Annotated in this window: 21 protein-coding genes and 2 tRNA genes; 1 reads left to right on the top strand and 22 read right to left on the bottom strand. The window is 52.0% G+C overall.

Annotated elements, in window-relative coordinates; translation table 11 throughout:
- Nucleotides 1-2 precede the first annotated feature (2 nt).
- From JK223_RS14285 to sdhC, 21 genes are all read right to left on the bottom strand, one after another.
- Nucleotides 3-75, bottom strand: a tRNA-Lys gene (locus tag JK223_RS14285).
- 56 nt (nt 76-131) lie between these two features.
- Nucleotides 132-207 (bottom strand) — tRNA-Lys (locus JK223_RS14290).
- 163 nt (nt 208-370) lie between these two features.
- Nucleotides 371-1,165, bottom strand: coding sequence for a cell division protein CpoB (gene cpoB / locus JK223_RS14295; RefSeq protein WP_212714837.1), 795 nt, complete (start codon nt 1,163-1,165; stop codon nt 371-373).
- Between the two features lie 9 nt (nt 1,166-1,174).
- Entirely contained in the window at nt 1,175-1,693 is a 519-nt protein-coding gene (pal, locus tag JK223_RS14300) for a peptidoglycan-associated lipoprotein Pal (RefSeq protein WP_212714838.1), read from the bottom strand.
- 43 nt (nt 1,694-1,736) lie between these two features.
- Nucleotides 1,737-3,032, bottom strand: a complete 1,296-nt coding sequence (tolB, locus tag JK223_RS14305) for a Tol-Pal system beta propeller repeat protein TolB (RefSeq protein WP_212714878.1) — start codon at nt 3,030-3,032, stop codon at nt 1,737-1,739.
- 116 nt (nt 3,033-3,148) lie between these two features.
- Nucleotides 3,149-4,609 carry a cell envelope integrity protein TolA gene (gene tolA / locus JK223_RS14310; protein WP_212714839.1) on the bottom strand — a complete coding sequence of 487 codons (1,461 nt, stop codon included), beginning with the start codon at nt 4,607-4,609 and terminating at the stop codon, nt 3,149-3,151.
- Between the two features lie 26 nt (nt 4,610-4,635).
- Entirely contained in the window at nt 4,636-5,064 is a 429-nt protein-coding gene (tolR, locus tag JK223_RS14315) for a colicin uptake protein TolR (RefSeq protein ID WP_212714840.1), read from the bottom strand.
- 14 nt (nt 5,065-5,078) lie between these two features.
- Nucleotides 5,079-5,765, bottom strand: coding sequence for a Tol-Pal system protein TolQ (gene tolQ, locus JK223_RS14320; protein WP_212714841.1), 687 nt, complete (start codon nt 5,763-5,765; stop codon nt 5,079-5,081).
- Nucleotides 5,762-6,181 carry a tol-pal system-associated acyl-CoA thioesterase gene (ybgC, locus tag JK223_RS14325; RefSeq protein WP_212714842.1) on the bottom strand — a complete coding sequence of 140 codons (420 nt, stop codon included), beginning with the start codon at nt 6,179-6,181 and terminating at the stop codon, nt 5,762-5,764. Before ybgC ends, tolQ begins: the two co-directional genes overlap by 4 nt.
- A 266-nt stretch (nt 6,182-6,447) precedes the next feature.
- A complete protein-coding gene (gene ybgE, locus JK223_RS14330; RefSeq protein ID WP_212714843.1) occupies nt 6,448-6,750 on the bottom strand; it encodes a cyd operon protein YbgE in 303 nt (100 codons plus the stop codon).
- Nucleotides 6,750-6,860 (bottom strand): cytochrome bd-I oxidase subunit CydX, encoded by a 111-nt coding sequence (cydX, locus tag JK223_RS14335; RefSeq protein WP_212714844.1) that lies wholly within the window; start codon nt 6,858-6,860, stop codon nt 6,750-6,752. The genes ybgE and cydX overlap by 1 nt, the downstream gene beginning before the upstream one ends.
- Before the next feature lie 15 nt (nt 6,861-6,875).
- Nucleotides 6,876-8,015, bottom strand: coding sequence for a cytochrome d ubiquinol oxidase subunit II (cydB, locus tag JK223_RS14340; RefSeq protein ID WP_212714845.1), 1,140 nt, complete (start codon nt 8,013-8,015; stop codon nt 6,876-6,878).
- Between the two features lie 14 nt (nt 8,016-8,029).
- The gene (cydA, locus tag JK223_RS14345) at nt 8,030-9,598 is read right to left on the bottom strand and encodes a cytochrome ubiquinol oxidase subunit I (protein ID WP_212714846.1); all 1,569 of its coding nucleotides are present in this window, start codon (nt 9,596-9,598) and stop codon (nt 8,030-8,032) included.
- A gap of 693 nt (nt 9,599-10,291) precedes the next feature.
- Nucleotides 10,292-11,167 carry a succinate--CoA ligase subunit alpha gene (gene sucD, locus JK223_RS14350; RefSeq protein WP_212714847.1) on the bottom strand — a complete coding sequence of 292 codons (876 nt, stop codon included), beginning with the start codon at nt 11,165-11,167 and terminating at the stop codon, nt 10,292-10,294.
- Nucleotides 11,167-12,333 (bottom strand): ADP-forming succinate--CoA ligase subunit beta, encoded by a 1,167-nt coding sequence (sucC, locus tag JK223_RS14355; RefSeq protein ID WP_212714848.1) that lies wholly within the window; start codon nt 12,331-12,333, stop codon nt 11,167-11,169. Before sucC ends, sucD begins: the two co-directional genes overlap by 1 nt.
- 67 nt (nt 12,334-12,400) lie before the next feature.
- Nucleotides 12,401-13,615 carry a 2-oxoglutarate dehydrogenase complex dihydrolipoyllysine-residue succinyltransferase gene (gene odhB / locus JK223_RS14360; protein ID WP_212714849.1) on the bottom strand — a complete coding sequence of 405 codons (1,215 nt, stop codon included), beginning with the start codon at nt 13,613-13,615 and terminating at the stop codon, nt 12,401-12,403.
- A gap of 15 nt (nt 13,616-13,630) precedes the next feature.
- A complete protein-coding gene (sucA, locus tag JK223_RS14365) occupies nt 13,631-16,438 on the bottom strand; it encodes a 2-oxoglutarate dehydrogenase E1 component (RefSeq protein WP_212714850.1) in 2,808 nt (935 codons plus the stop codon).
- A gap of 387 nt (nt 16,439-16,825) precedes the next feature.
- Entirely contained in the window at nt 16,826-17,539 is a 714-nt protein-coding gene (locus tag JK223_RS14370) for a succinate dehydrogenase iron-sulfur subunit (RefSeq protein WP_212714851.1), read from the bottom strand.
- Nucleotides 17,540-17,556: 17 nt separating this feature from the next.
- On the bottom strand, nt 17,557-19,323 hold the full coding sequence (gene sdhA / locus JK223_RS14375) for a succinate dehydrogenase flavoprotein subunit (RefSeq protein WP_212714852.1): 1,767 nt from the start codon (nt 19,321-19,323) through the stop codon (nt 17,557-17,559).
- Nucleotides 19,324-19,671, bottom strand: a complete 348-nt coding sequence (gene sdhD, locus JK223_RS14380; protein WP_212714853.1) for a succinate dehydrogenase membrane anchor subunit — start codon at nt 19,669-19,671, stop codon at nt 19,324-19,326.
- Nucleotides 19,665-20,057, bottom strand: coding sequence for a succinate dehydrogenase cytochrome b556 subunit (gene sdhC / locus JK223_RS14385; protein ID WP_212714879.1), 393 nt, complete (start codon nt 20,055-20,057; stop codon nt 19,665-19,667). Before sdhC ends, sdhD begins: the two co-directional genes overlap by 7 nt.
- A gap of 584 nt (nt 20,058-20,641) precedes the next feature.
- On the opposite strand from sdhC, the gene JK223_RS14390 reads away from it, so the two are divergent.
- Entirely contained in the window at nt 20,642-21,925 is a 1,284-nt protein-coding gene (locus JK223_RS14390) for a citrate synthase (RefSeq protein ID WP_212714854.1), read from the top strand.
- A 247-nt stretch (nt 21,926-22,172) separates the two neighbouring features.
- On the opposite strand, the gene aroE is transcribed toward JK223_RS14390, so the two are convergent.
- Nucleotides 22,173-23,027 carry a shikimate dehydrogenase gene (gene aroE / locus JK223_RS14395; RefSeq protein ID WP_212714855.1) on the bottom strand — a complete coding sequence of 285 codons (855 nt, stop codon included), beginning with the start codon at nt 23,025-23,027 and terminating at the stop codon, nt 22,173-22,175.
- Between the last annotated feature and the right edge of the window lie 118 nt (nt 23,028-23,145).

Below are 23,145 nucleotides of genomic sequence, written 5' to 3' on the forward strand. Positions count from 1 at the left end.
GGTGGGTCGTGCAGGATTCGAACCTGCGACCAATTGATTAAAAGTCAACTGCTCTACCAACTGAGCTAACGACCCGTCAGCCACAAAACAAATAAAAGAGGTTATCACCCCCACCCTTCACAACAGAAAGATGGTGGGTCGTGCAGGATTCGAACCTGCGACCAATTGATTAAAAGTCAACTGCTCTACCAACTGAGCTAACGACCCTCTTTTACCGCCACCGAATGCATATCGCTTATCACCCGGCAACGGCGGCATATATTACTGATTTAACTGGGTAGCGCAACTCTTATTTGAAAAATAACTGACTGGTTGCTTAGCTTTCACCCGCTACGCCCATAAATCGCACGATTACGGGTGGATCCGCTAGTTACTGAACGGCTGCCAGTCGTTTTTTTGCATCCCTGGCCGATACTGTGCCGGGGTAAAGTTTCGTCACCTGTTCAAATACAGCCTTCGCTTTCGCGGTATCTTTTTTATCCTGCATCACAACACCGACCTTAAATAAGGCTTCCGGGGCTTTAGGTGATTTAGGGTAATTTTTAACCACGGTCGCGAAATAGTACGCAGAATCGTCCAGCTGACCTTTGTTGTAATACAACTGCCCCAGCCAGTAATTGGCATTCGGCTGGTAAGTTGAGTCAGGATATTTTTTTACCCACGTCTGCAATGCAGAGATTGCCTGATCAAACTTCTTCTGTTTCAGAATAAGGTCAATGGCGGCATTGTAGTCGGAGTTTTCATCTCCTGACTGTGCGGCCGGGCTGGCAGCCGCTGCCGGAGCACTGGCGGGTGCAGACGTCGCCGTGGAGCCAGCACTGTCAGTATTTGCGGGGGTCGCCTGAGAGGTGTTGTTGCTGCTCAGCGCATCTATCTGCTGATAGATCTGTTTCTGCCGTTCAACCACCTGGTTGAGCTGATAACTGTTTTCCTGAATCTGTCCACGCAGAGAGTCAATATCACTTTGGGTATCATTCAGCTGCTGCTGCAACTGCTGCATAAGTTGTGACTGTGCATTGGAAATACGTTCGAGGGTGGTGACCCGGTCTTCTACCGAGCCAGAGCCAACGCTACTGATTGACGCCTGTGCAAAAGCGGCCGGAACGGCCGCTACACCAATCAGTAACGACAGACTCAGTGCATGACGTCTGAAGTTACTAATCATATGACTCTCTTAGTACACCAGTACGGCGCGACGGTTTTTAGCCCATGCGGCTTCGTCGTGGCCCAGTACTGCAGGTTTTTCTTTACCGTAAGACACGATAGACATCTGGTCAGCAGATACGCCTTTGCCTTGCAGGTACATTTCAACAGCGTTAGCACGACGTTCGCCCAGGGCGATGTTGTATTCCGGAGTACCACGTTCGTCCGCAAAGCCTTCGATAGTCACTTTGTAAGACGGGTTGCTACGCAGGAAGTTCGCGTGCTGATCCAGCATTGCTGCATACTCAGGCTGGATGTCATATTTGTCCAGGCCAAAGTAGACAATATTGTTCTGCTGAAGCTGCTGCATTTGCATACGCGCTTGTTCATCAGAAGACATATTGCCACCGTTCTGGCCGCTACCGTAAGCGCTATCAGCACCGGTAGTTGAGCCACTTTGGTCATTGTTATTTTTGTGCGAGCTACAAGCCGCAACAGCCAGTACAGGCAGGGCCAGCATGAGGCCTTTCAGCATTTTATTCAGTTGCATTTCAACACCCTATTATTGTTTGCCATACATATTTACACATGCATCACATATACGGAGACCAGGCAGGCGAAGATACCTGTCCATCAGTCGCCGGAAGACGCGCTTTGAAACGCCCGTCAGTTGAAACCAACTGCAATACGGAGTTATAGCCCTCAGTCGAGCCATAGATAACCATTGTGCCGTTAGGTGCAAGACTTGGCGTCTCATCCAGATACGTGTCCGTTAATTGCTGAACGGCTCCCGTCTCCAGATCCTGTTTAGTGATATGTTGTGCACCGCTTGCGGTGCTGACCATCACCATAAATTTACCATCCGATGAAACATCCGCATCCTGGTTCTGACCACCCTGCCAGGTGATGCGTTGCGGAGTACCACCGTTAATATTCATTTTATAAATTTGCGGACGTCCTGCCTGATCCGACGTATAGGCCAGTGTTTCACTGTCCGGGAACCAGGTCGGTTCGGTGCTGTTATAGCGCGCATTGGTCAGCTGACGAATTTGTCCGGACGCCAGGTCCATCACATACAGGTTCAGACTGCCGGTCTTGGACAAGGCAAATGCCAGTTTTTTACCGTCCGGAGAAAACGCCGGAGCCCCATTATGGCGCGGGAAATCAGCGATAGTACGGATAGAACTGTTCGACAGGTTCTGTACAACCAGTGCTGAACGTCCGGTTTCAAAGGACACATAAGCCAGCTGATTACCATCCGCAGACCAGGCCGGTGACATCAGAGGTTCCGGTGACCGATGGACCACAAACTGGTTGTAACCATCGTAATCGGATACGCGCAGTTCATACGGGAACTGTCCGCCGTTGGTCTCAACCACGTAAGCGATGCGTGTGCGGAATGCCCCTTTAATGCCGGTCAGTTTCTGGAACACTTCATCGCTGGCTGTGTGCGCCGCATAGCGTAACCACTGCTTAGTCACTTTATAACTGTTCTGTGACATGACGGTGCCCGGAGAACCGGCGGTATCGACCAGTTGATAAGAGATCTGATAGCTGCCATCGGCATTCGCCTGGATCTGCCCCACAACCACAGCATCAATACCTAACGCAGACCACGCGGCAGGCTGAACCTGTTGAGCGGTGGTTGGCTGCTGTGGTAAACGTGAACGATCCAACGGGTTAAATTTACCACTGTTGCGTAAATCTGCGGCAATAATACCACCAATATCTGCCGGCGCAGGGCCTGAGCCTGTCCATTGGAAAGGCACGACACCGATAGGACGTGCAGTATTTACCCCCTGGGTGATTTCAATGCGGACTTCGGCCTGCGAAACCACCGCCCATAATAGTAAAAATACACCTAACGTTATACGAAATGCCTGCTTCATCTTCTCTCCCTTATCTGAACTCACGCCCATGATAATTCGTATAAATTCCGGTAATTGTCTGGCATAAGTACCGCCTGCTATACCTAGCATAGACGATACTTACGCCGGAGACACGGTTAAGGTTTAAACTCCAGTGTCGCATCTTTCACTGCCTGCCAAACATCCTGACTTGGCGGTTTCGGAATATGCGCCATTCTTGCTGCGGTAATCGCGGCCTGACACAGTGCAGGATCTCCGCCCGCCGGCGTTGCTGAGATCAATAACCCGTCAGGAGCCAGCTTAATGTGCACATCACAGGTTTTTCCGGCATAGTTATCAGAGTCGTAAAACTTACTCTGGATAGCCCCCTGAACCTGACCGATATAGCTCTGGATAGCCGCTCCGGATGCGCCGGATTTACGCTGGTTACCCTGCCCTGCGGCAGACGCACCTGCGTTTTTGCCTGATTTAGGTGCATTCTTACCGGACGCTAAACCTCCCAGTAAATCATCCACTTCACTGGAATTTTTTGCTGCAGCCGCTTTGGCTCTGGCGGCAGCTTTAGCATCTGCTGCGGCTTTGGCTTTAGCTTCCGCAGCCGCTTTGGCTTTAGCTTCCGCGGCTGCTTTGGCTTTGGCTTCCGCTGCTGCTTTGGCTTTCGCCTGCTGTTCCGCTTTTTCTTTAGCTTCAGCAGCCGCCTGAGCTTTCGCCTGCTGTTCCGCCTTTTCTTTAGCTTCGGCAGCCGCCTGAGCTTTCGCCTGCTGTTCCGCCTTTTCTTTAGCTTCGGCAGCCGCCTGAGCTTTCGCTTGCTGCTCCGCCTTTTGTTTAGCTTCGGCAGCCGCCTGAGCTTTCGCCTGCTGTTCCGCTTTTGCTTTCGCAGCTGCGGCTGCAGCGTCTGCTTTAGCCTGTTGCTCAGCTTTGGCTTTAGCCGCCGCTTTCGCCTGTTGCTCTGCCTGAGCCTTCGCTTCGGCAGCAGCGGCTTTCGCCTGTTGCTCTGCCTGAGCTTTCGCTTCGGCGGCAGCGGCTTTCGCCTGTTGCTCTGCCTGAGCCTTCGCTTCGGCGGCCGCGGCTTTCGCCTGCTGGTCTGCCTGAGCCTTCGCTTCGGCGGCCGCAGCTTTCGCCTGCTGATCTGCCTGAGCCTTCGCTTCGGCGGCCGCAGCTTTCGCCTGCTGGTCAGCCCGGGCTTGTGCTGCAGCCTCGGCTTTCGCTTGTGCGGCTTCTGCGGCTGCTTTTGCCTGTTGCGCGGCTTTTGCTTGCGCCTCAGCAGCTACAGCTTTCGCCTGTTCGGCTTTCGCATCTGCATCAGCATCCTGTTGCTGTTCTTCCTTCGCGTCGTCCTGTGAAGGTGTGGCATTTGGCTGTTGCTGTTGTGAGGGCTGACTGGCGCTCTGCTGCTCATTCTCGCGGTTGTACTGTTCAACCACCGCCCCCGGGTCCACCATGACTGCATCGATATCGCTGCCGCCACCGCCACCACTGGTTTCGATATTTTCATTCAGCGAGCTTATAATCAGTATTGCAATCAATATGATATGCAGAATCACCGAAATGATAATCGCGCGCTTTAATTTATCGTTTTGCTCGGTTGCCTTCGACACTCTCGGTTCCCAAAAACGGATTAAACTTAAATCGGCTGCGTCATCAGGCCAACTGACTTAACACCCGCCTGATGGAGTAAATTCAGTGCTTTGATAATTTCATCATAAGGCACGTCTTTCGCTCCCCCGATTAAAAACACCGACTTAGGATTCTCCTGAAGACGACGTTGTGCTTCACTGATGATCTGTTCCGGAGGTAATTGCTCCAGTCGCTGATGATCTTCAACAATGCTGTATTGCCCCACGCCGGAGACTTCAACAATGACCGGCGGATTATCATCCGTTGACACTGTTTTTGAATCTGTTGCATCCGGCAGGTCGACATTGACACTCTGGGTAATAATCGGTGCCGTGGCCATAAAAATCAGCAGCAGCACCAACAGTACATCCAGCAGCGGGACAATGTTTATCTCAGACTTCAGTTCGCGACGAGCGCGACCACGCGTTCTGGCCATGAGTCAACCTCTGCTTACTTAGAACTATCGCTGGTGAATGCCTGGCGATGCAGGATAGCGGTAAACTCTTCGGTAAAGTTATCGTAGCCCTGCTCCAGCTTATTCACCCGCTGATTCAGACGGTTATACGCCATCACTGCCGGGATTGCCGCAAACAGGCCGATAGCGGTAGCAATCAATGCCTCTGCTATTCCGGGAGCAACCATCTGAAGTGTTGCCTGCTTAACGGCGCCCAGGGCGATAAAAGCATGCATAATTCCCCAGACCGTACCAAACAGACCGATATAGGGACTGATGGAGCCTACGGTTCCCAGGAAAGGAATATGGTTTTCCAGACTTTCCAGTTCACGGTTCATCGAGATACGCATGGCCCGGCTGGCACCTTCCACGACAGCCTCTGGCGCATGGTTATTCACACGGTGTAATCTGGCAAATTCTTTAAAGCCTGCATAAAAAATCTGCTCAGAGCCGCTAAGCTCATCGCGGCGCCCCTGACTTTCCTGATAAAGACGTGAAAGATCCACACCAGACCAGAACTTATCTTCAAAGGCTTCGGCCTCACGGCCGGCAGCATTCAGGATGCGTGTACGTTGAATAATGATGGCCCAGGAGGCGATAGAAAACACAATCAAAATCAACATAATGAATTTGACCAGAAGGCTCGCCTTCAGGAACAAATCAAGGATGTTCATGTCAGTCACTGCTTGAACTCCGCGACAATAGACTTAGGAAGCGCAATTGGCTTCATACGATGTATGTTGATACAGGCAATCAGCACTTCAGCTTCGTTAATAATTTTGCCTTCACTATTCACGATACGTTGACGGAATGTCATTGTAACCCGCCCTGTCTCGCTGACTTCGCTCTCAACGTGCAGCAAGTCATCAAGTTTTGCGGCAGCAATATAGTCCACCGTCATACGCCGTACCACGAATGCCACCTGCTGTTCTAACAGCGTCTGCTGCGTAAAACCACACTGGCGCAATGCTTCGGTACGTGCCCGTTCATAGAAAGCAATATAGCTGGCGTGATAAACAACGCCCCCGGCATCGGTGTCTTCGTAGTAGACCCTGACCGGCCATTGAAACTGAAAGTGACTCACTCTGCATCCCGGCATTAATTTTAAACCAGCCTACTATACGCAAGAGAAATCGCCTTTGGAATGGGACAACACTGAGCGGAGAAAATAATTATGCCTTCTGACACAACCTGCACCGGTTTCAGTGTACAACCTGACAAACACTTAACTTTTTTTACCTTTTAACGCACTCAGAATACGTAGCAGACCGCCCGGATTCCGGCTGACCACAAAAAACTCCCCTGAAAGGGAGACTTTCAGGGGAGTTCCGGGTCGACGGACCTAAGATGACTGTTTCAGCTGACTCAGCGAGTCGCACAAAAATAGCAGATAATCGCAGGGAACAAAATAAGCCACGCCAGCAGAGGGCTAAAAATTCCCTGCCAGCAGGTTTTTTGCAGGCGTAAACCGCTCCCATGAATGACGCCGGTACAGACAGACCAGATAAGCGCCAGTCCCCACCACAGGATATAGGGAGGAGGAACGACAGAAAAACGGGTCGGGTCCCACATCACACATCCGGCCACCAGCAACGCGAGGATCAGCGAAAGGGCCCGCAAGGGGCCCATATCGGTCAGCTGATAGATCCGGTGAATAATACCGGCCATCAGGACGGATCACTCTCGTTATCTTTATTGGCATTCTCAAAGGCCAGTGCAGCCATGACACCGAAAGAACAGGCCAGAAGCGTGCCGAGGATCCAGGCAAAATACCACATAATTGACCTTCCTGATTAATATAATGAATGAGAGTTACGTTCGATATCTTCTTTCGTGATACGACCATACATTTTGTAATAGCACCAGGCGGTGTAGGCCAGAATGATAGGTACGAAGATTATCGCGGCAAATGTCATCGTCGTCAGCGTACGCAGGCTCGAGGTGGCATCCCACATCGTCAGGCTCATGCCCGGGTTGGTCACCGAAGGCATAATGAACGGGAACATCGCAATACCGGCCGTCATAATGACGCAAGCGATGGTCAGTGATGAGCTGATAAATGCCAGCGCACCCTTGTTCTTACCTGAGAACAGCACGGTCAGTAACGGTAATACAACGCCCAGGACAGGGAATACCCATAACACCGGAGACTCTCTGAAATTCACCATCCAGACACCCGTCTCACGGACAACATCTTTACCGATCGGGTCAGAAGCTGCGTGATGGTCAATGACGCTTTTCAGTACATAACCTTCAATACCGTAGGCGACCCAGATACCGGCCAGGATAAAGCAGACCATCATGACCAGTGTCGCAATCTGCGTCACCCGGCGGGTACGCAGGTGAAGTTCACCTGTTGTACGCATCTGTAAATAGGCGGCACCCTGGGCAAGGATCATCGTCAGGCTGACAATCCCGGCCAGTAAGGCAAAAGGATTCAGCAGCATAAAGAAGTTACCGGTATAGAACAGGCGAAGGTACTCATCCATATGGAAAGGCACACCCTGCAGTAAATTACCGAAAGCGACACCAATAACTAATGGCGGGACAAAGCTGCCGATAAAGATCCCCCAGTCCCACATTCCCCGCCAGCGACTGTCACCCAGTTTCGAGCGATAATCAAAGCCGATAGGACGGAAGTACAGAGAGGCCAGCACCAGAATCATAGCAATATAGAAACCGGAGAAAGCGGCTGCATAGACCGTTGGCCAGGCAGCGAACAGCGCCCCGCCCGCGGTGATCAGCCAGACCTGGTTGCCGTCCCAGTGCGGCGCAATACTGTTTATCATAATGCGGCGTTCGGTATCCGTGCGGCCGATAATACGGCACAGCATACCGACACCCATATCAAACCCGTCGGTGACCGCAAAACCTATCAGTAAGACACCGATAAGCAGCCACCAGACAAAGCGCAGAACTTCATAATCAAACATATGTGCCCCCTGAATTAATGTGTCAGCTGCGACGGTGCGGCCAGTTGTTCATGATGATAACGACCGGTTTTCAGACTGCTTGGCCCCAGGCGAGCAAACTTAAACATCAGATACATTTCAGCAATCAGGAACAAGGTATACAGACCGCAAATCAGCCCCATTGAGAACAGCAGGTCACCTGCCGTCAGCGATGAGTTAGCCACAGCGGTCGGTAACACTTCACCGATAGCCCACGGCTGACGCCCGTATTCCGCCACAAACCAGCCGGCTTCCACAGCAATCCACGGCAGCGGGATGCCATACAGTGCGGCTTTCATCAGCCAGCGGCTTTTCCCGACACGGTTACGCAGCACGCTGAAGAAGGAAAGCGCAATCACCGCCAGTAACAGAACACCACACAGCACCATGATGCGGAAAGCAAAATACAGTGGCGCAACACGTGGGATAGAATCCCGGGTGGCTTTTTCAATCTGGGCTTCTGTTGCATCTGTGACGTTAGGTGTATAGCGTTTCAGCAGCAAGCCATAGCCGAGGTCTTTCTTCGACTTATCAAAGGCTGCGATAACCGCAGGATCTTTACTGCCGTCACGCAGTTCATTCAGTAAGGCATAGGCTTTCATCCCGTTACGAATACGAATCTCGTGCTGAGCCAGCAAATCTTTCAGACCAATCACCGGCGTGTCCGTGGAGCGGGTGGCGATTAATCCAAGCAGATAAGGGATGCGGATAGCATAATGGTTGGTTTCCTGGTCCTGATCGGGGATGCCGAACAGGGTGAATGAGGCCGGAGCCGGCTGAGTATCCCATTCTGCCTCGATGGCGGCCAGTTTGGTTTTCTGTACATCACCGATCTCATACCCTGACTCATCACCCAGAAGGATCACGGACAGTACCGCGGCCATCCCGAAACTGGCGGCGATGGTAAAAGAGCGTTTGGCAAAAGCCATATCACGCCCTTTAAGCATGTAAAACGCGCTGATCCCCAGAATAAACATCGCCCCGGTGGTATAACCTGCCGCCACGGTATGCACAAATTTCACCTGCGCCACCGGATTCAGGACCAGCTGAGAGAAGCTGACCATCTCCATACGCATGGTTTCATAGTTAAAGACGGACGCGACAGGGTTTTGCATCCAGCCATTGGCCACCAGGATCCATAAGGCGGACATATTTGACCCCAGGGCGACCAGCCAGGTCACCGACAGGTGCTGAACTTTTCCCAGACGATCCCAGCCAAAGAAGAATAAACCGACAAAGGTAGATTCCAGGAAGAATGCCATCAGTCCTTCGATAGCCAGCGGAGCCCCGAAAATGTCTCCGACATAGTGGGAATAGTATGACCAGTTAGTCCCGAACTGGAACTCCATCGTCAGGCCGGTGGCCACACCGAGGGCAAAGTTAATTCCGAAGAGTTTTCCCCAGAATTTGGTCATATCTTTATAAATTTGTTTACCTGACAATACATAAACCGTTTCCATCACGGCCAGCAAAAACGCCATACCGAGCGTCAGTGGCACAAACAGAAAGTGGTACATTGCAGTCAAGGCAAACTGTAGACGAGACAGTTCGACGATATCAAACATCCTGACTCCTTGCTCTTATAATAAAAAACTCTCTTCACAGGTCCGGTTATCATTTCAGGACTTCAGTGACTAAGTCGTTAATTGTCACGGTGAATTATATTTTCTTTCTTTTAGCAAAAAGTTGATCCGCTAATCAGAATAGTATTTTGCTATTCCCCGATAAAACTCAGACTTTAACCATTTATTCACATCTCATTATGGTTAATGAATTGTGAACAAATGATGATTCTCAACTTCCGGTTAAAAAGAGAAAAAATAAGAAAAACCCCAAATTGACACAGAGCAATTTAATCTTAAACGCTTAACTATATCCAGCGGATAAAATAGATATAAGTCATCATTTATTGATCTGAGTCGTTATTTTCCGGGAAGATGTTTGATATGTAAAAACCTGCAAGGCAGGGATTATCTGACTGTTCCGGTCGCCGGGGTGCCACAGACCGTTATTGCAGACATGGGGCCTGGCGCGTCGGCCATGGCCGGAAACGAATAAGTCATATTTATCGTTCTGTCGTAAGTGTAGTCTGCCCCGGGGGATCAGAAAACAAAAAATTTACAGCACGTATATAAATAATAAACAATAGCATGCTTATATTTCAGATTAGCTAAGCGACTGACTGCATACGACTGAGTTAATTCCCCTAAAAAAAACCACCGGCTGACCGGTGGCTGGAAGATGGAATACGCACCTTATTATCGTGCAGGTAAAACAGATTTCACGGCATCACCAATATCGGCCAGACTGTGCACTGTCCTGACCCCCGCCGCTTCCAGCGCCGCAAATTTTTCATCCGCAGTGCCTTTACCGCCGGCGATAATGGCACCCGCATGCCCCATCCGTTTTCCTTTCGGCGCAGTGACCCCGGCAATATAACTGACGACCGGTTTGGTGACATGATCTTTGATATAAGCCGCGGCCTCTTCCTCGGCACTGCCACCTATTTCACCAATCATCACAATCGCTTCGGTCTGCGGGTCTTTTTCAAACAGGCCCAGAATATCAATAAAGCTGGACCCCGGGATCGGGTCGCCCCCGATACCGACGCAGGTGGACTGACCATAACCGATATCGGTGGTCTGTTTTACGGCCTCATAGGTCAGGGTGCCGGAACGGGAAACGATGCCGACACGACCTGGCTTATGAATGTGGCCCGGCATAATCCCGATTTTACATTCCCCGGGGGTGATGACGCCCGGGCAGTTAGGCCCGATCATCCGGACACCGGCTTCATCCAGTTTCACCTTCACGGTCAGCATATCCAGCGTCGGGATCCCTTCCGTAATGGTGATAATCAGTTTGATACCGGCCTCAATGGCCTCAAGGATACTGTCTTTACAGAACGGCGCCGGCACATAAATTACCGACGCGGTGGCACCGGTTTGCTCTACAGCTTCACGCACAGTATTAAAAACCGGCAACCCGAGGTGCGTTGTCCCGCCCTTGCCCGGCGTCACGCCGCCGACCATTTGTGTTCCGTAATCGATGGCCTGTTCAGAATGGAAGGTGCCCTGCCCGCCGGTGAACCCCTGGCAGATGACTTTGGTATTTTTATCGATCAGAATTGACATTATTTGCCCTCCGCCGCTGCAACCACGCGTTGTGCCGCGTCAGTCAGACTGGTTGCTGCGATAATATTCAAACCACTCTCAGCCAGTTTTTTGGCGCCAGATTCTGCGTTATTACCTTCCAGACGCACCACCACCGGCACATTGACACCCACTTCAGCCACTGCGCCGATAATACCGTCAGCAATCAGGTCGCAACGGACAATGCCCCCGAAAATATTCACAAACACCGCTTTTACGGCATCGTCAGAGAGAATGATTTTAAACGCTTCGGTCACACGCTCTTTGGTCGCACCGCCGCCAACATCCAGGAAGTTCGCCGGCTGGCCACCATGATGTTTAACGATATCCATGGTCCCCATCGCCAGGCCTGCGCCATTGACCATACAGCCAATGTTACCGTCCAGTGCAACATAATTGAGTTCCCACTGCGCAGCACGGGCTTCTCTGGCATCTTCCTGACTTGGGTCATGCATCTCGCGTAATTCAGGTTGGCGGAACAGCGCATTACTGTCGATGCTCAGTTTGCCATCCAGACAAATCAGGTCATCGGTCGTGGTAATTACCAGCGGGTTAATTTCGACTAACGCCAGGTCGCGTTCCAGGAACAGCGTGGCCAGCCCCATAAAAATTTTGGCAAACTGACTGACCTGTTTTCCTTTCAGTCCGAGCTTAAAGGCCAGTTCACGCCCCTGATACGGCTGTGGCCCGGTCAGCGGATCGAGCGCCATTTTGTGAATCAGGTGCGGGCTTTCTTCCGCCACTTTTTCGATTTCCACGCCACCTTCGGTGGATGCCATAAATACGACGCGGCGACTGCTGCGATCGACCACGGCCCCCAGGTAGAGCTCGTTAGCAATATCTGTGGCGGCTTCAACCAGAATCTGATTAACCGGCTGACCGTTTTCATCGGTCTGATACGTCACCAGCGACTTACCTAACCAGTTCTCTGCAAAGGCACGGATCTCTTCTTTACTCTTCACCACCTTGACGCCACCCGCTTTACCGCGGCCACCGGCATGGACCTGGCATTTCACGACCCAGGGACCTGCACCGATCTTCGACGCCGCTTCTTCAGCTTCACGCGGGGTGGTACAGGCATAACCGACAGGTGCAGGCAGGCCGTACCGGGCAAACAGTTGTTTAGCCTGATATTCATGTAGATTCATGATGTGCTATCCATTCAGTTCAGAAAAGAATAAAAGTCAGGCGTACCTGCGTACGCCTGGTGAAAAATCAGACATCCAGTAATAAACGGGCCGGATCTTCAAGCATCTCTTTGATAGCCACCAGATATCCGACGGATTCACGGCCATCGATTAAACGGTGATCATAGGAAAGCGCCAGATACATCATTGGCAGGATCACGACCTGACCCCCGACCGCCATCGGACGATCTTTAATCGCATGCATACCGAGAATAGCGCTCTGCGGCGGGTTAATGATCGGTGTCGACATCAGCGAACCGAACACGCCGCCGTTAGTGATAGTAAAGTTCCCGCCGGTCAGTTCCTCAACGGTCAGCTTGCCATCACGTCCCTTCACGGCCAGCTCTTTAATTTTCTTCTCAATGTCTGCCATGCTCAGGGCGTCAACGTCTTTCAGGACCGGTGTCACCAGTCCGCGAGGTGTTGAGACCGCAATGCTGATATCGAAGTAATTGTGGTAAACCACATCATCACCATCAATAGAGGCATTCACTTCAGGGTAACGTTTTAGCGCTTCCACAACGGCTTTCAGGTAGAAAGACATAAACCCGAGGCGAACGCCATGGCGCTTCTCAAACGCTTCGCCATATTGCTTCCGGAGATCCATGATCGGCTTCATGTTGACTTCATTAAATGTCGTCAGCATGGCGGTGCTGTTTTTAGCTTCCAGCAGACGTTCAGCCACACGCTTACGTAAACGCGTCATCGGTACACGTTTTTCACTGCGGTTGCTTATGGCCGGTGCCGCGGCTGACTCCGCAGCCGGAGACGCGGCGGCTTTCGGTTGTGCCGCCAGATGTTTTTCGACGTCTTCCCGGGTCAGACGCCCCCCGACTCCACTGCCAGTGATTTTCGCCGGATCCAGCGAATGTTCAGCGATCAACCGACGGATAGCCGGGCTCAGCGCATCATTGGACTCTTCTTCCAGCGACGCATTCTGACGTTGTGCCGGCGTTGACTCTTTCGCCTCTGTTTTAATATCCGATGCTTTGCCGCTGCTATCGCTCTCTTTCAGGCGCCCCAGCAACTGTCGGGAAATGACGGTCGCACCTTCATCTTCCAGTACCGCGTCCAGCACACCATCGGCAACTGCAGGCACTTCAAGGATGACTTTGTCGGTTTCAATCTCAACCAGCACCTCATCACGCAGGACACTGTCACCGGGTTTCTTGTGCCAGGTCGCCACGGTGGCATCGGCAACAGATTCAGGCAAATCGGGAACGAGAATATCTAAGCTACTCATTTTCTTTCCTTATAATCAATCAACGTTCAGCGCATCATTTACCAGCTGCTGCTGCTGCTGCTGGTGAACCGACATGTACCCCACAGCCGGTGAGGCGGATGCCGGTCTGCCGGCGTAGTGCAGTGACGATCCCTGCGGTACAACTTCACGGAAATTATGCTGACTGGAATACCAGGCCCCCTGATTCAGTGGTTCTTCCTGACACCAGACAAAATCAGTGACATGTGAATACGGCTGCAGGAGTTCCTGAACCACCTGGTGCGGGAACGGATAGAGCTGCTCGATCCGGAGGATAGCCACATCCTGCTGACCATTTTTACGGCGCTGTTCCAGCAGATCGTAATACACTTTACCGGAACACATCACCACGCGGCGGATAGTCTCTGCCGGCAACGGATCGATTTCGCCTATCGCTGGCATAAACTGACCGGATGCCAGTTCATCAAGGGTAGAAACCGCCAGCGGGTGACGTAACAGTGACTTCGGTGACATAACAATCAGTGGCCGGCGCATCCCCCGCAGAGCCTGACGGCGAAGCATGTGATAGACCTGGGCCGGGGTGGAAGGAACACACACCTGCATATTCTGTTCTGCGCAAAGCTGCAGATAACGTTCCAGACGGGCAGAGGAGTGCTCCGGTCCCTGACCTTCATAGCCATGCGGTAATAACATGACCAGGCCACACATACGGCCCCATTTCTGTTCACCGGAACTGATGAACTGGTCAATCACGACCTGAGCGCCGTTCGCGAAATCACCGAACTGAGCTTCCCAGATGGTCAGTGTCCTGGGTTCGGCAGTGGCATAACCGTATTCAAAGGCCAGTACCGCTTCTTCTGACAGTACAGAGTCCCAGACCCTGAACTCTCCCTGTCCGTTATGGATATGCTGTAACGGAGTGTAGGTTGAACCGTTGGTCTGATTATGGATCACTGCATGACGGTGGAAAAAGGTCCCTCGCCCGGTATCTTCCCCGGAAAGACGGATAGGCACGCCTTCATCCACCAGCGTCGCGTACGCCAGATTTTCCGCGCCGCCCCAGTCGAATAATTTACTGCCTTCGGCCATTTCCTGGCGGTCACGGTAAATTTTTTGTACCCGCGATTGCGCCTCGATCCCCTCAGGGACCTGACTGATACGCCGCGCCAGCTCCTGCAGACGTTTCATCCCGACCTGTGCCGGATAGCTCTCGTCCCACTCATGATTCAGGTACGGTGACCAGGTATAGGAGTTAAGGGACATTGGCCGCCATTCGTCGACCACACATTCCCCGGCATCCAGCGCATCCCGGTACAGATTGACCATCTCGGTGGCATCCGCACTGCTGATCACCTCTTCTTCCTGCAGGCGATCGGCATAGATTTTACGCGGGGTCGGGTGTTTTTTGATCTGTTTATACATCACCGGCTGAGTCGCACTTGGCTCATCGGCTTCATTGTGGCCATGACGGCGATAACAGACCAGATCGATAAATACATCACGTTTGAAAGTATTCCGGTAATCCAGGGCCAGCCGGGTCACAAAAGCAACGGCTTCAGGATCGTCGGCATTCACATGGAAGATCGGGGCCAGCACCATTTTGCCGATGTCGGTACAGTAGGGTGTTGAACGGGCATCCAGCGGATTCGAGGTGGTGAAACCGACCTGGTTATTGATAACAATCCGGACGGTCCCCCCTACTTCATAGCCCCTGGCCTGGGACATATTCAGGGTTTCCTGGACGACCCCCTGGCCGGTGATCGCCGCATCACCATGAATGGTGACCGGTAACACCTGATCGTGAGAACGTTCATTCAGCCTGTCCAGCCTTGCTCTGACCGACCCCATGACCACCGGGCTGACAATTTCCAGGTGAGACGGGTTAAACGCCAGGGCCAGATGCACCAGACCGCCCGCGGTTTCCACATCCGAGGAAAAGCCCATGTGATATTTTACATCCCCGGTCCCCAGTGATTCTTTGTGCTTACCGGCAAACTCATCGAACAGGTCCTGGGTTTTCTTACCCAGCACATTAATCAGAACATTAAGCCGTCCGCGGTGGGCCATACCCAGTACGACTTCACGGGTACCGTTTTTTCCGGAGTGACGGATAATCTCGCGCAGCATCGGGATCAGTGCATCCCCGCCTTCCAGAGAAAAGCGCTTAGCACCAGGGAATTTGGCCCCCAGATATTTCTCGATCCCTTCAGCCGCCGTCAGTTCTTTAAGGAATTCTTTCTTTTCCTGAACGGAGAAACTGGCACGCCCGACCACCGATTCCAGTCGCTGCTGGATCCAGCGTTTTTCTTCGGTGTTGTTGATGTGCATATATTCCGCACCGATCGAACCGCAATACGTTTGCTTCAGTGCTTCATACAGGTCGGCCAGTTTCATGGTCTCTTTGCCGATGGCAAAAGAGCCGACATTAAAACTTTCCTGAAAATCATCGGCCGTCAGATCATGAAAGGCAGGATCAAGATCCGGTACCGGCTCCTGTTTCCAGAGCCCCAGAGGGTCGAGTCTGGCCTGCTGATGACCACGAAAGCGGAAGGCATTAATCAGTTGCAGTACTTTGACCTGACGGGAATTCACGGCCGGGTCAGTGACCGATGACGTATAGCGGGTCGAATCTTTTGCCAGGCGACGAAAATATTCACGGGTCGTGGAATGGAACTGCTCCTGACGGAGATCATTTGCCGGGAATTGTTCGAACATTTCCCGCCAGACCGGCTCGACGGAGGCAGGATCGATGAGGAAGTCCTCATACAATTGTTCTATGTAAGACTGGTTAGCTCCTGCCAGCCAGGAGGAGTCCAGCCAGGGCTTCATTGCGTTGTTCTGCATGGTGATCCCTTAAGCATTTTCATGCTTTTGGTTGTTATTGTTGCCGTTTACACGGATATTCCGGGACAGTGCATAGGTCAATGAATGCCATTCCCTCAGATTTCCCTATCTTCTGTTGATGCAGTGACATTCCCTACGGCCCGGCCTGTTCAGACATTGACCCCGTGTCATGCCCGCAATCATCACCTTGTTTTATATCATTAAACACGGTACAGCATGCAAGATTCTCTCACCTGAAAGGGGGGCTTACCGGCAAAGTAAGCCCGCAAATGTCATTTTCATGACAGGTCAGAGATATCCCGGTAAGGGAAAACCGTCCAGGTGATGACAGATCCCCGCTTACCCGTGTGACTCCCTGCCGGGGAAGGTATCCCCCGGTACAAGGGATCAGGCGTTGCGTTGCAATAACATCGACTTAATATGACCAATGGCTTTAGTCGGGTTCAACCCTTTCGGACAGACGCTGACACAGTTCATGATGCTGTGGCAGCGGAAGACGCTGAAAGCATCATCCAGATTGTCCAGCCGGGCATCGGTTTCGGTATCCCGGCTGTCGATCAGGAAACGATACGCTGCCAGCAAACCGGCCGGACCGATAAACTTGTCCGGATTCCACCAGAAAGACGGACACGACGTCGAACAACAGGCACATAAAATACATTCATACAGCCCGTCCAGATGTGCCCGTTCTTCCGGAGATTGCAGGTTTTCGCGGGCGGGCGGATTGTTGTCATTGCTCTGCAGATAAGGTTTAATTTTTTCATATTGAGCATAAAACTGCCCCATATCGACCACCAGGTCACGGATCACCGGCAGCCCCGGTAAAGGGCGGACCACAATTTTCCCCTTACCCCGGAGTGCCGACACCGGGGTAATACAGGCCAGACCGTTTTTACCGTTCATATTCAGGCCGTCTGAGCCACAGACCCCCTCACGGCAGGAGCGACGAAAGACCAGGGTCGGGTCCTGCTCTTTCAGCAGGATCAACGCATCCAGCAGCATCATATCCCGCCCTTCTTCCGCCTCCAGAGTGTAGTCCTGCATCCGTGGAGCATCATCGACTTCCGGGTTGTACCGGTAAACAGAAAACTCAAGTTTCATTTGTCTCTCTCCGCCGGTTAATAGGTACGTACTTTTGGCGGAAACGCCGCACGTAACTTAGGTTGCATATTCACTGTACGCCGCGTCATGCTTTCGTTATCCGGTAAATAGAGGCTGTGGCAAAGCCAGTTCTCGTCATCGCGCTCCGGGAAGTCAAAACGGCTGTGCGCTCCGCGGCTTTCGGTGCGATAGTTCGCAGCCATGGCCGTGGCGTAGGCGGTTTCCATCAGGTTATCCAGTTCCAGACACTCTACCCGCTGGGTATTAAAATCCGGTGAACGATCATCGAGACGGGCGGATTTCAGCCGTTCGCGGATAGCTTTTAATTCTTCAAGCCCTTTAGCCATCGCTTCGCCTTCGCGGAACACCGAGAAATTGTGCTGCATGCATTGCTGTAAGGCTTTACGGATTTGGGCAGGATCTTCACCGGTGGTGTTGTTATCCCAGCGCTGATAGCGGGCCAGTGCCGCAGTGATTTCCTCGTCTGTCGCCTCTGTCAGCGGGCCCTGTTCGGCAATCGATTCTGACAAGTGAAGACCGGCGGCGCGTCCGAACACCACCAGGTCCAGCAACGAGTTTCCGCCCAGACGGTTAGCCCCATGAACCGAAACGCAGGCGATTTCCCCGACCGCAAACAACCCGGGGATCACTTTATCATTACCGTCTGCATCAATGGTCAGCGCCTGACCGGTCACACGGGTCGGGATGCCTCCCATCATATAATGGCAGGTCGGGATCACCGGAATCGGTTCCTTCACAGGGTCGGCATGGGCAAATGTCCGAGACAACTCAAGGATCCCCGGTAGCCGTGATTCCAGCACCTCTTTCCCCAGGTGGTCCAGTTTCAGCTTCAGGTGAGGTCCCCATGGGCCATCACAACCTCGTCCCTCGCGAATTTCGATCATCATTGAGCGGGCGACCACATCCCGTCCGGCCAGATCTTTGGCATTCGGGGCGTAGCGCTCCATAAAACGCTCACCATGCTTATTCAGCAGATACCCGCCCTCACCCCGGCACCCTTCGGTGACCAGCACGCCGGCTCCGGCAATCCCTGTCGGATGGAACTGCCACATCTCCATATCCTGAACCGGAACCCCGGCCCGTAATGCCATCCCGACACCGTCACCGGTGTTAATATGGGCATTCGTCGTGGACTGATAGATACGTCCGGCACCGCCGGTTGCCAGAATGGTTGCCTTCGCTTTGAAATAGACCACTTCGCCGGTTTCGATACATAAGGCCGTACAACCCACAATGGCCCCCTGCGCATTTTTCACCAGATCCAGGGCATACCATTCAGAGAAGATGGTGGTATGGTTCTTCAGGTTTTGCTGATAAAGCGTATGTAATAACGCATGTCCGGTACGGTCAGCCGCCGCCGCTGTACGCGCGGCCTGCTCACCCCCGAAGTTTTTAGACTGTCCGCCAAACGGCCGCTGATACACCCGGCCATCATCGAGACGTGAAAAAGGCAGTCCCATATGCTCCAGCTCCAGAATGGCTTCCGGGCCGGTTTTGCACATATATTCGATAGCATCCTGATCACCGATATAATCAGAACCCTTCACGGTGTCATACATATGCCATTCCCAGTTGTCTTCGTGGGTATTGCCCAGCGCAACGGTGATACCGCCCTGTGCAGACACGGTATGGGAACGGGTAGGAAAGACTTTTGATAACAGGGCACAGCTCTGCCCTGACTGAGAAATCTGTAGCGCGGCACGCATTCCTGCGCCGCCTGCACCGATAACGACTGCATCAAACTCTCTGACCGGCAAGCTCATTTACACACCCCACACAATAATCGTTCCATAAATTGCATACGTCAGTAGCGCCAGCACTATCACGCCCTGAAGCACCAGCCGTAACGCAATGTTTTTCACATAATCGGTCAGGACCTGCCACATACCGATCCAGCCATGAATAAGAATCGACAACAGTGCCAGCAAGGTGAACACACGGGTAAATGTCAGAGCGAAAAACCCACGCCAGACATCAAAGGTCAGCGGGCCGGAAAAAACGAAAAATCCGAGAATGAACAGCACGTACAGTGCAATAACAATCGCGGCGCCACGTAACAGTAGCCAGTCATGAATACCATTACGGCCAAGTGCAGATACGCTGGTTACCATATTAAGACCCCCGCCAGAACCGCCAGAATCACTGTAATTACGAAGCTGATTTGTGCAGACCGTTTACCGGCCTCCAGGGTTTCATCCAGCACGCCAAAGTCCATCAGTAAGTGACGAAGGCCACCGACGATGTGGTAAGCCAGGACGGTCATTATCGCCCACAGGATAAACCTGACGATAACACTGCCCAGGATTGCGGAGGCTTGCTGAAAACCTTCCGGGGAAGAGAGAGAAAGTCCAAGTAACCACAGCAGAATGCCCACAGCAACAAAAGTGATCACGCCGGAGACACGGTGGAGAATGGATGCTATTGCAGTCACGGGAAAGCGGATCGTCGAGAGATCCAGATTGACAGGTCTTTGTTTTTTCACGATTTGCCCACACAGCTCTTTATTATTTTAGCTTCCTCCGGTCTTGCAGGAAACGTAAAAATCTGCATCACGACTGACTTTTACGAGACCAGTACAAGTAACATCCAGTGTTAAATGACGCGAAAAAACGCTGGGTGCCTCCCGATAACAGGAGATTCCGAAGACCTTTTCAAAGTATAGGGTTATCACAATCTGATTACAATTACCCTACAAATTGTTTGGATAACTTTGCCCGGAACAGTGATCAGTATCACGCTACAGACAGATTCTCCTTAAGCCGAACCAGTTTTTACATAAAAAGAACATTTTTGTCACAACATGCGCTGATTAATGAGTATGATACCTCCTGAGTGGCGGGGATAGACTTTCAGTTATCTGTAAGTTATATAACTGTTTAGGAAAAAACGCTAAAACGATGACTATAACGATACTTTTTATGTCATTCTGAGGCGAATAACTCCAGATATTTCCTGCTATTACGGAAGCATTTAACCCGGAATAACTTCACAAAGCGTGTAACTTGTATTTATTTTGTAAAGCCAGTATTACGCATATTTTGGCGTCCGGAGAGTCTCTGCCGGGCGCTAAAGGAGACCGAGATGACAGACAAGAAAGTGACGCTTACCCTGGATGGGGCCGAGCCATTAGAGCTCAATGTCCTGCGTGGCACACTAGGTCAGCATGTGATAGATGTTCGTGCATTAGGGAACAGCGGGCTATATACCTTCGACCCGGGATATACCTCCACCGCATCCTGTGAGTCCAGGATAACCTATATCGACGGCGAGGAAGGTATCCTGTTGCATCGGGGTTACCCTATCTCACAGTTAGCAACACATTCGAACTATCTGGAAGTCTGTTATATTTTGTTATACGGCGAGACCCCGACCCGCGAGGAGTATGAAAAATTCCGCATCTCGGTCACCCGGCATACGATGATCCATGAACAGATCACCCGGTTATTCCATGGTTTTCGCCGTGATTCGCATCCGATGGCCGTCATGTGTGGCGTTACCGGAGCACTGGCCGCGTTTTATCATGACTCGCTGGACGTGAATAATGAACGCCATCGGGAAATTGCCGCCTTCCGTTTGCTGTCTAAAATGCCGACCGTGGCTGCCATGTGTTACAAATATTCCATCGGACAGCCGTTTGTCTATCCGCGCAATGATCTGTCATACGCCGGCAATTTTTTACACATGATGTTTGCCACCCCCTGTGAAGAATATGTCGTGAATCCGGTGCTTGAGAAAGCGATGGATCGTATCCTGATATTACACGCCGACCATGAACAGAATGCATCGACGTCGACGGTCAGGACGGCAGGCTCTTCAGGCGCGAATCCGTTTGCCTGTATCGCCGCCGGGATTGCCTCTCTCTGGGGACCTGCGCACGGAGGTGCCAACGAAGCGACGTTACGTATGCTGGAAGAGATTGAGACGGTTGAGCATATCCCTGAGTTTATTCGCCGTGCGAAAGATAAAAATGACTCTTTCCGTCTGATGGGCTTCGGTCACCGCGTCTATAAGAACTATGACCCACGGGCCACCGTCATGCGCGAAACCTGCCATGCCGTGCTTAAAGAGCTGGATATGAAAGATAACCTGCTGGAAGTTGCCATGGAACTGGAGCACATTGCGCTGAATGACCCGTATTTTATCGAGCGTAAACTCTATCCTAATGTTGATTTCTATTCCGGCTTGATCCTGAAAGCGATGGGGATCCCGACGTCTATGTTTACGGTGATCTTTGCAATGGCCCGTACCGTCGGCTGGATCGCACACTGGATCGAAATGCATGAAGAGGGAATGAAGATCGCACGTCCACGTCAGTTATATACCGGTTATACGGAACGGGAGTTCCATACCAATCTCACCGAATAGTACTGACCGCAAAACACCTCCCGGACGGAGGTGTTTTTCCTTCCGGCCAGACAGTTCCTGTCCTTAATAACGCCCGACGGAGGCAGGCAGATACCCAATCTCCCGACAATCCCGACAGTAACAGCGGTCTGTCACAAAGGAAGCCATGCAGGGAACAACACGGATCTCAGTGCTCAGCCCTGCAGGCCAGCCCCGGAAGAGCCTCCGGAACCAGCCAGCCGGTCAGCTCTCCCCTCTTCCGGCCGGATTAGCCGGTGAAGAGTTTCTGTAAAACTTTACGCATAGGTTCTTTATCTGCCTCTTTATCGAACCAGTAGGTGAGGTTTAATGCGCCCTGATTCACCAGCATGTTTAATCCATTCAGTGTCCGGCAACCTTTATCCGCAGCTTTTCGTAAAAGCGCCGTCTGTGGTGGATTCGGAATAACATCAGCAACAAACAACGAGCTTTCCAGACTTTCCGTCTCTATGTCCGGAATGGCATTCGCATCATCCAGTCCGACCGAGGTCGCATTCACCAGGATATCCGGAAGCGGATCAATCCGTAATCCTGGCGTCCAGGGGGTAAAAGTCGCTTTAGCCTCAGTATTATCGTTGATCAGATCCACCAGCTCCTGACCTTTTTGCTTATCACGGTTAATAATAGTGATTTCTTTTGCCCCGGCTAATGCCGATTCCACAGCAATTGCGCGGGCTGCCCCTCCGGCCCCCAGCAAGGCCAGCGTTTTACCTTTGATGTCAATCTGCTCACTTAATGCCTCAACAAATCCCTTGCCGTCGGTATTCTCTCCCGTCAGTTTACCGTCACGGATAATGACACAGTTAACGGCACCGATGACTTTGGCTGAGGTGCCCAGTTCGTCGATATACTCAATAATGGCCTGCTTATTGGGAATGGAGCAGTTAAAGCCCCGCCAGCCCATGGCTTTGGCTCCGGCCACCGCCTGTTCAAGCTGCGCTTTACCGACATCACAATTGATATAGCGGGCCGGGATGCCCTGATGCTGGTAGGCAGCTTCCATCACTGCGACGGTGGGATTTTCGGCACAAGGTGAAGAGAAAGAACCGGTCAGGTCACTCAGAAAATTTTCTTGTTCAGCCATCAGAAACTCCTGTTATCAGAATGTTTCTTTAAGCCTCGAACAGAATGGCAGTACTGTCAACGTGACTGCCATTACTAATATGAATCATAATATTACCTGCAGGGATGGCCGCGATGCA

The sequence above is a fragment of the Tatumella sp. JGM118 genome, assembly GCF_018257515.1.
Classification (GTDB): domain Bacteria; phylum Pseudomonadota; class Gammaproteobacteria; order Enterobacterales; family Enterobacteriaceae; genus Tatumella; species Tatumella terrea.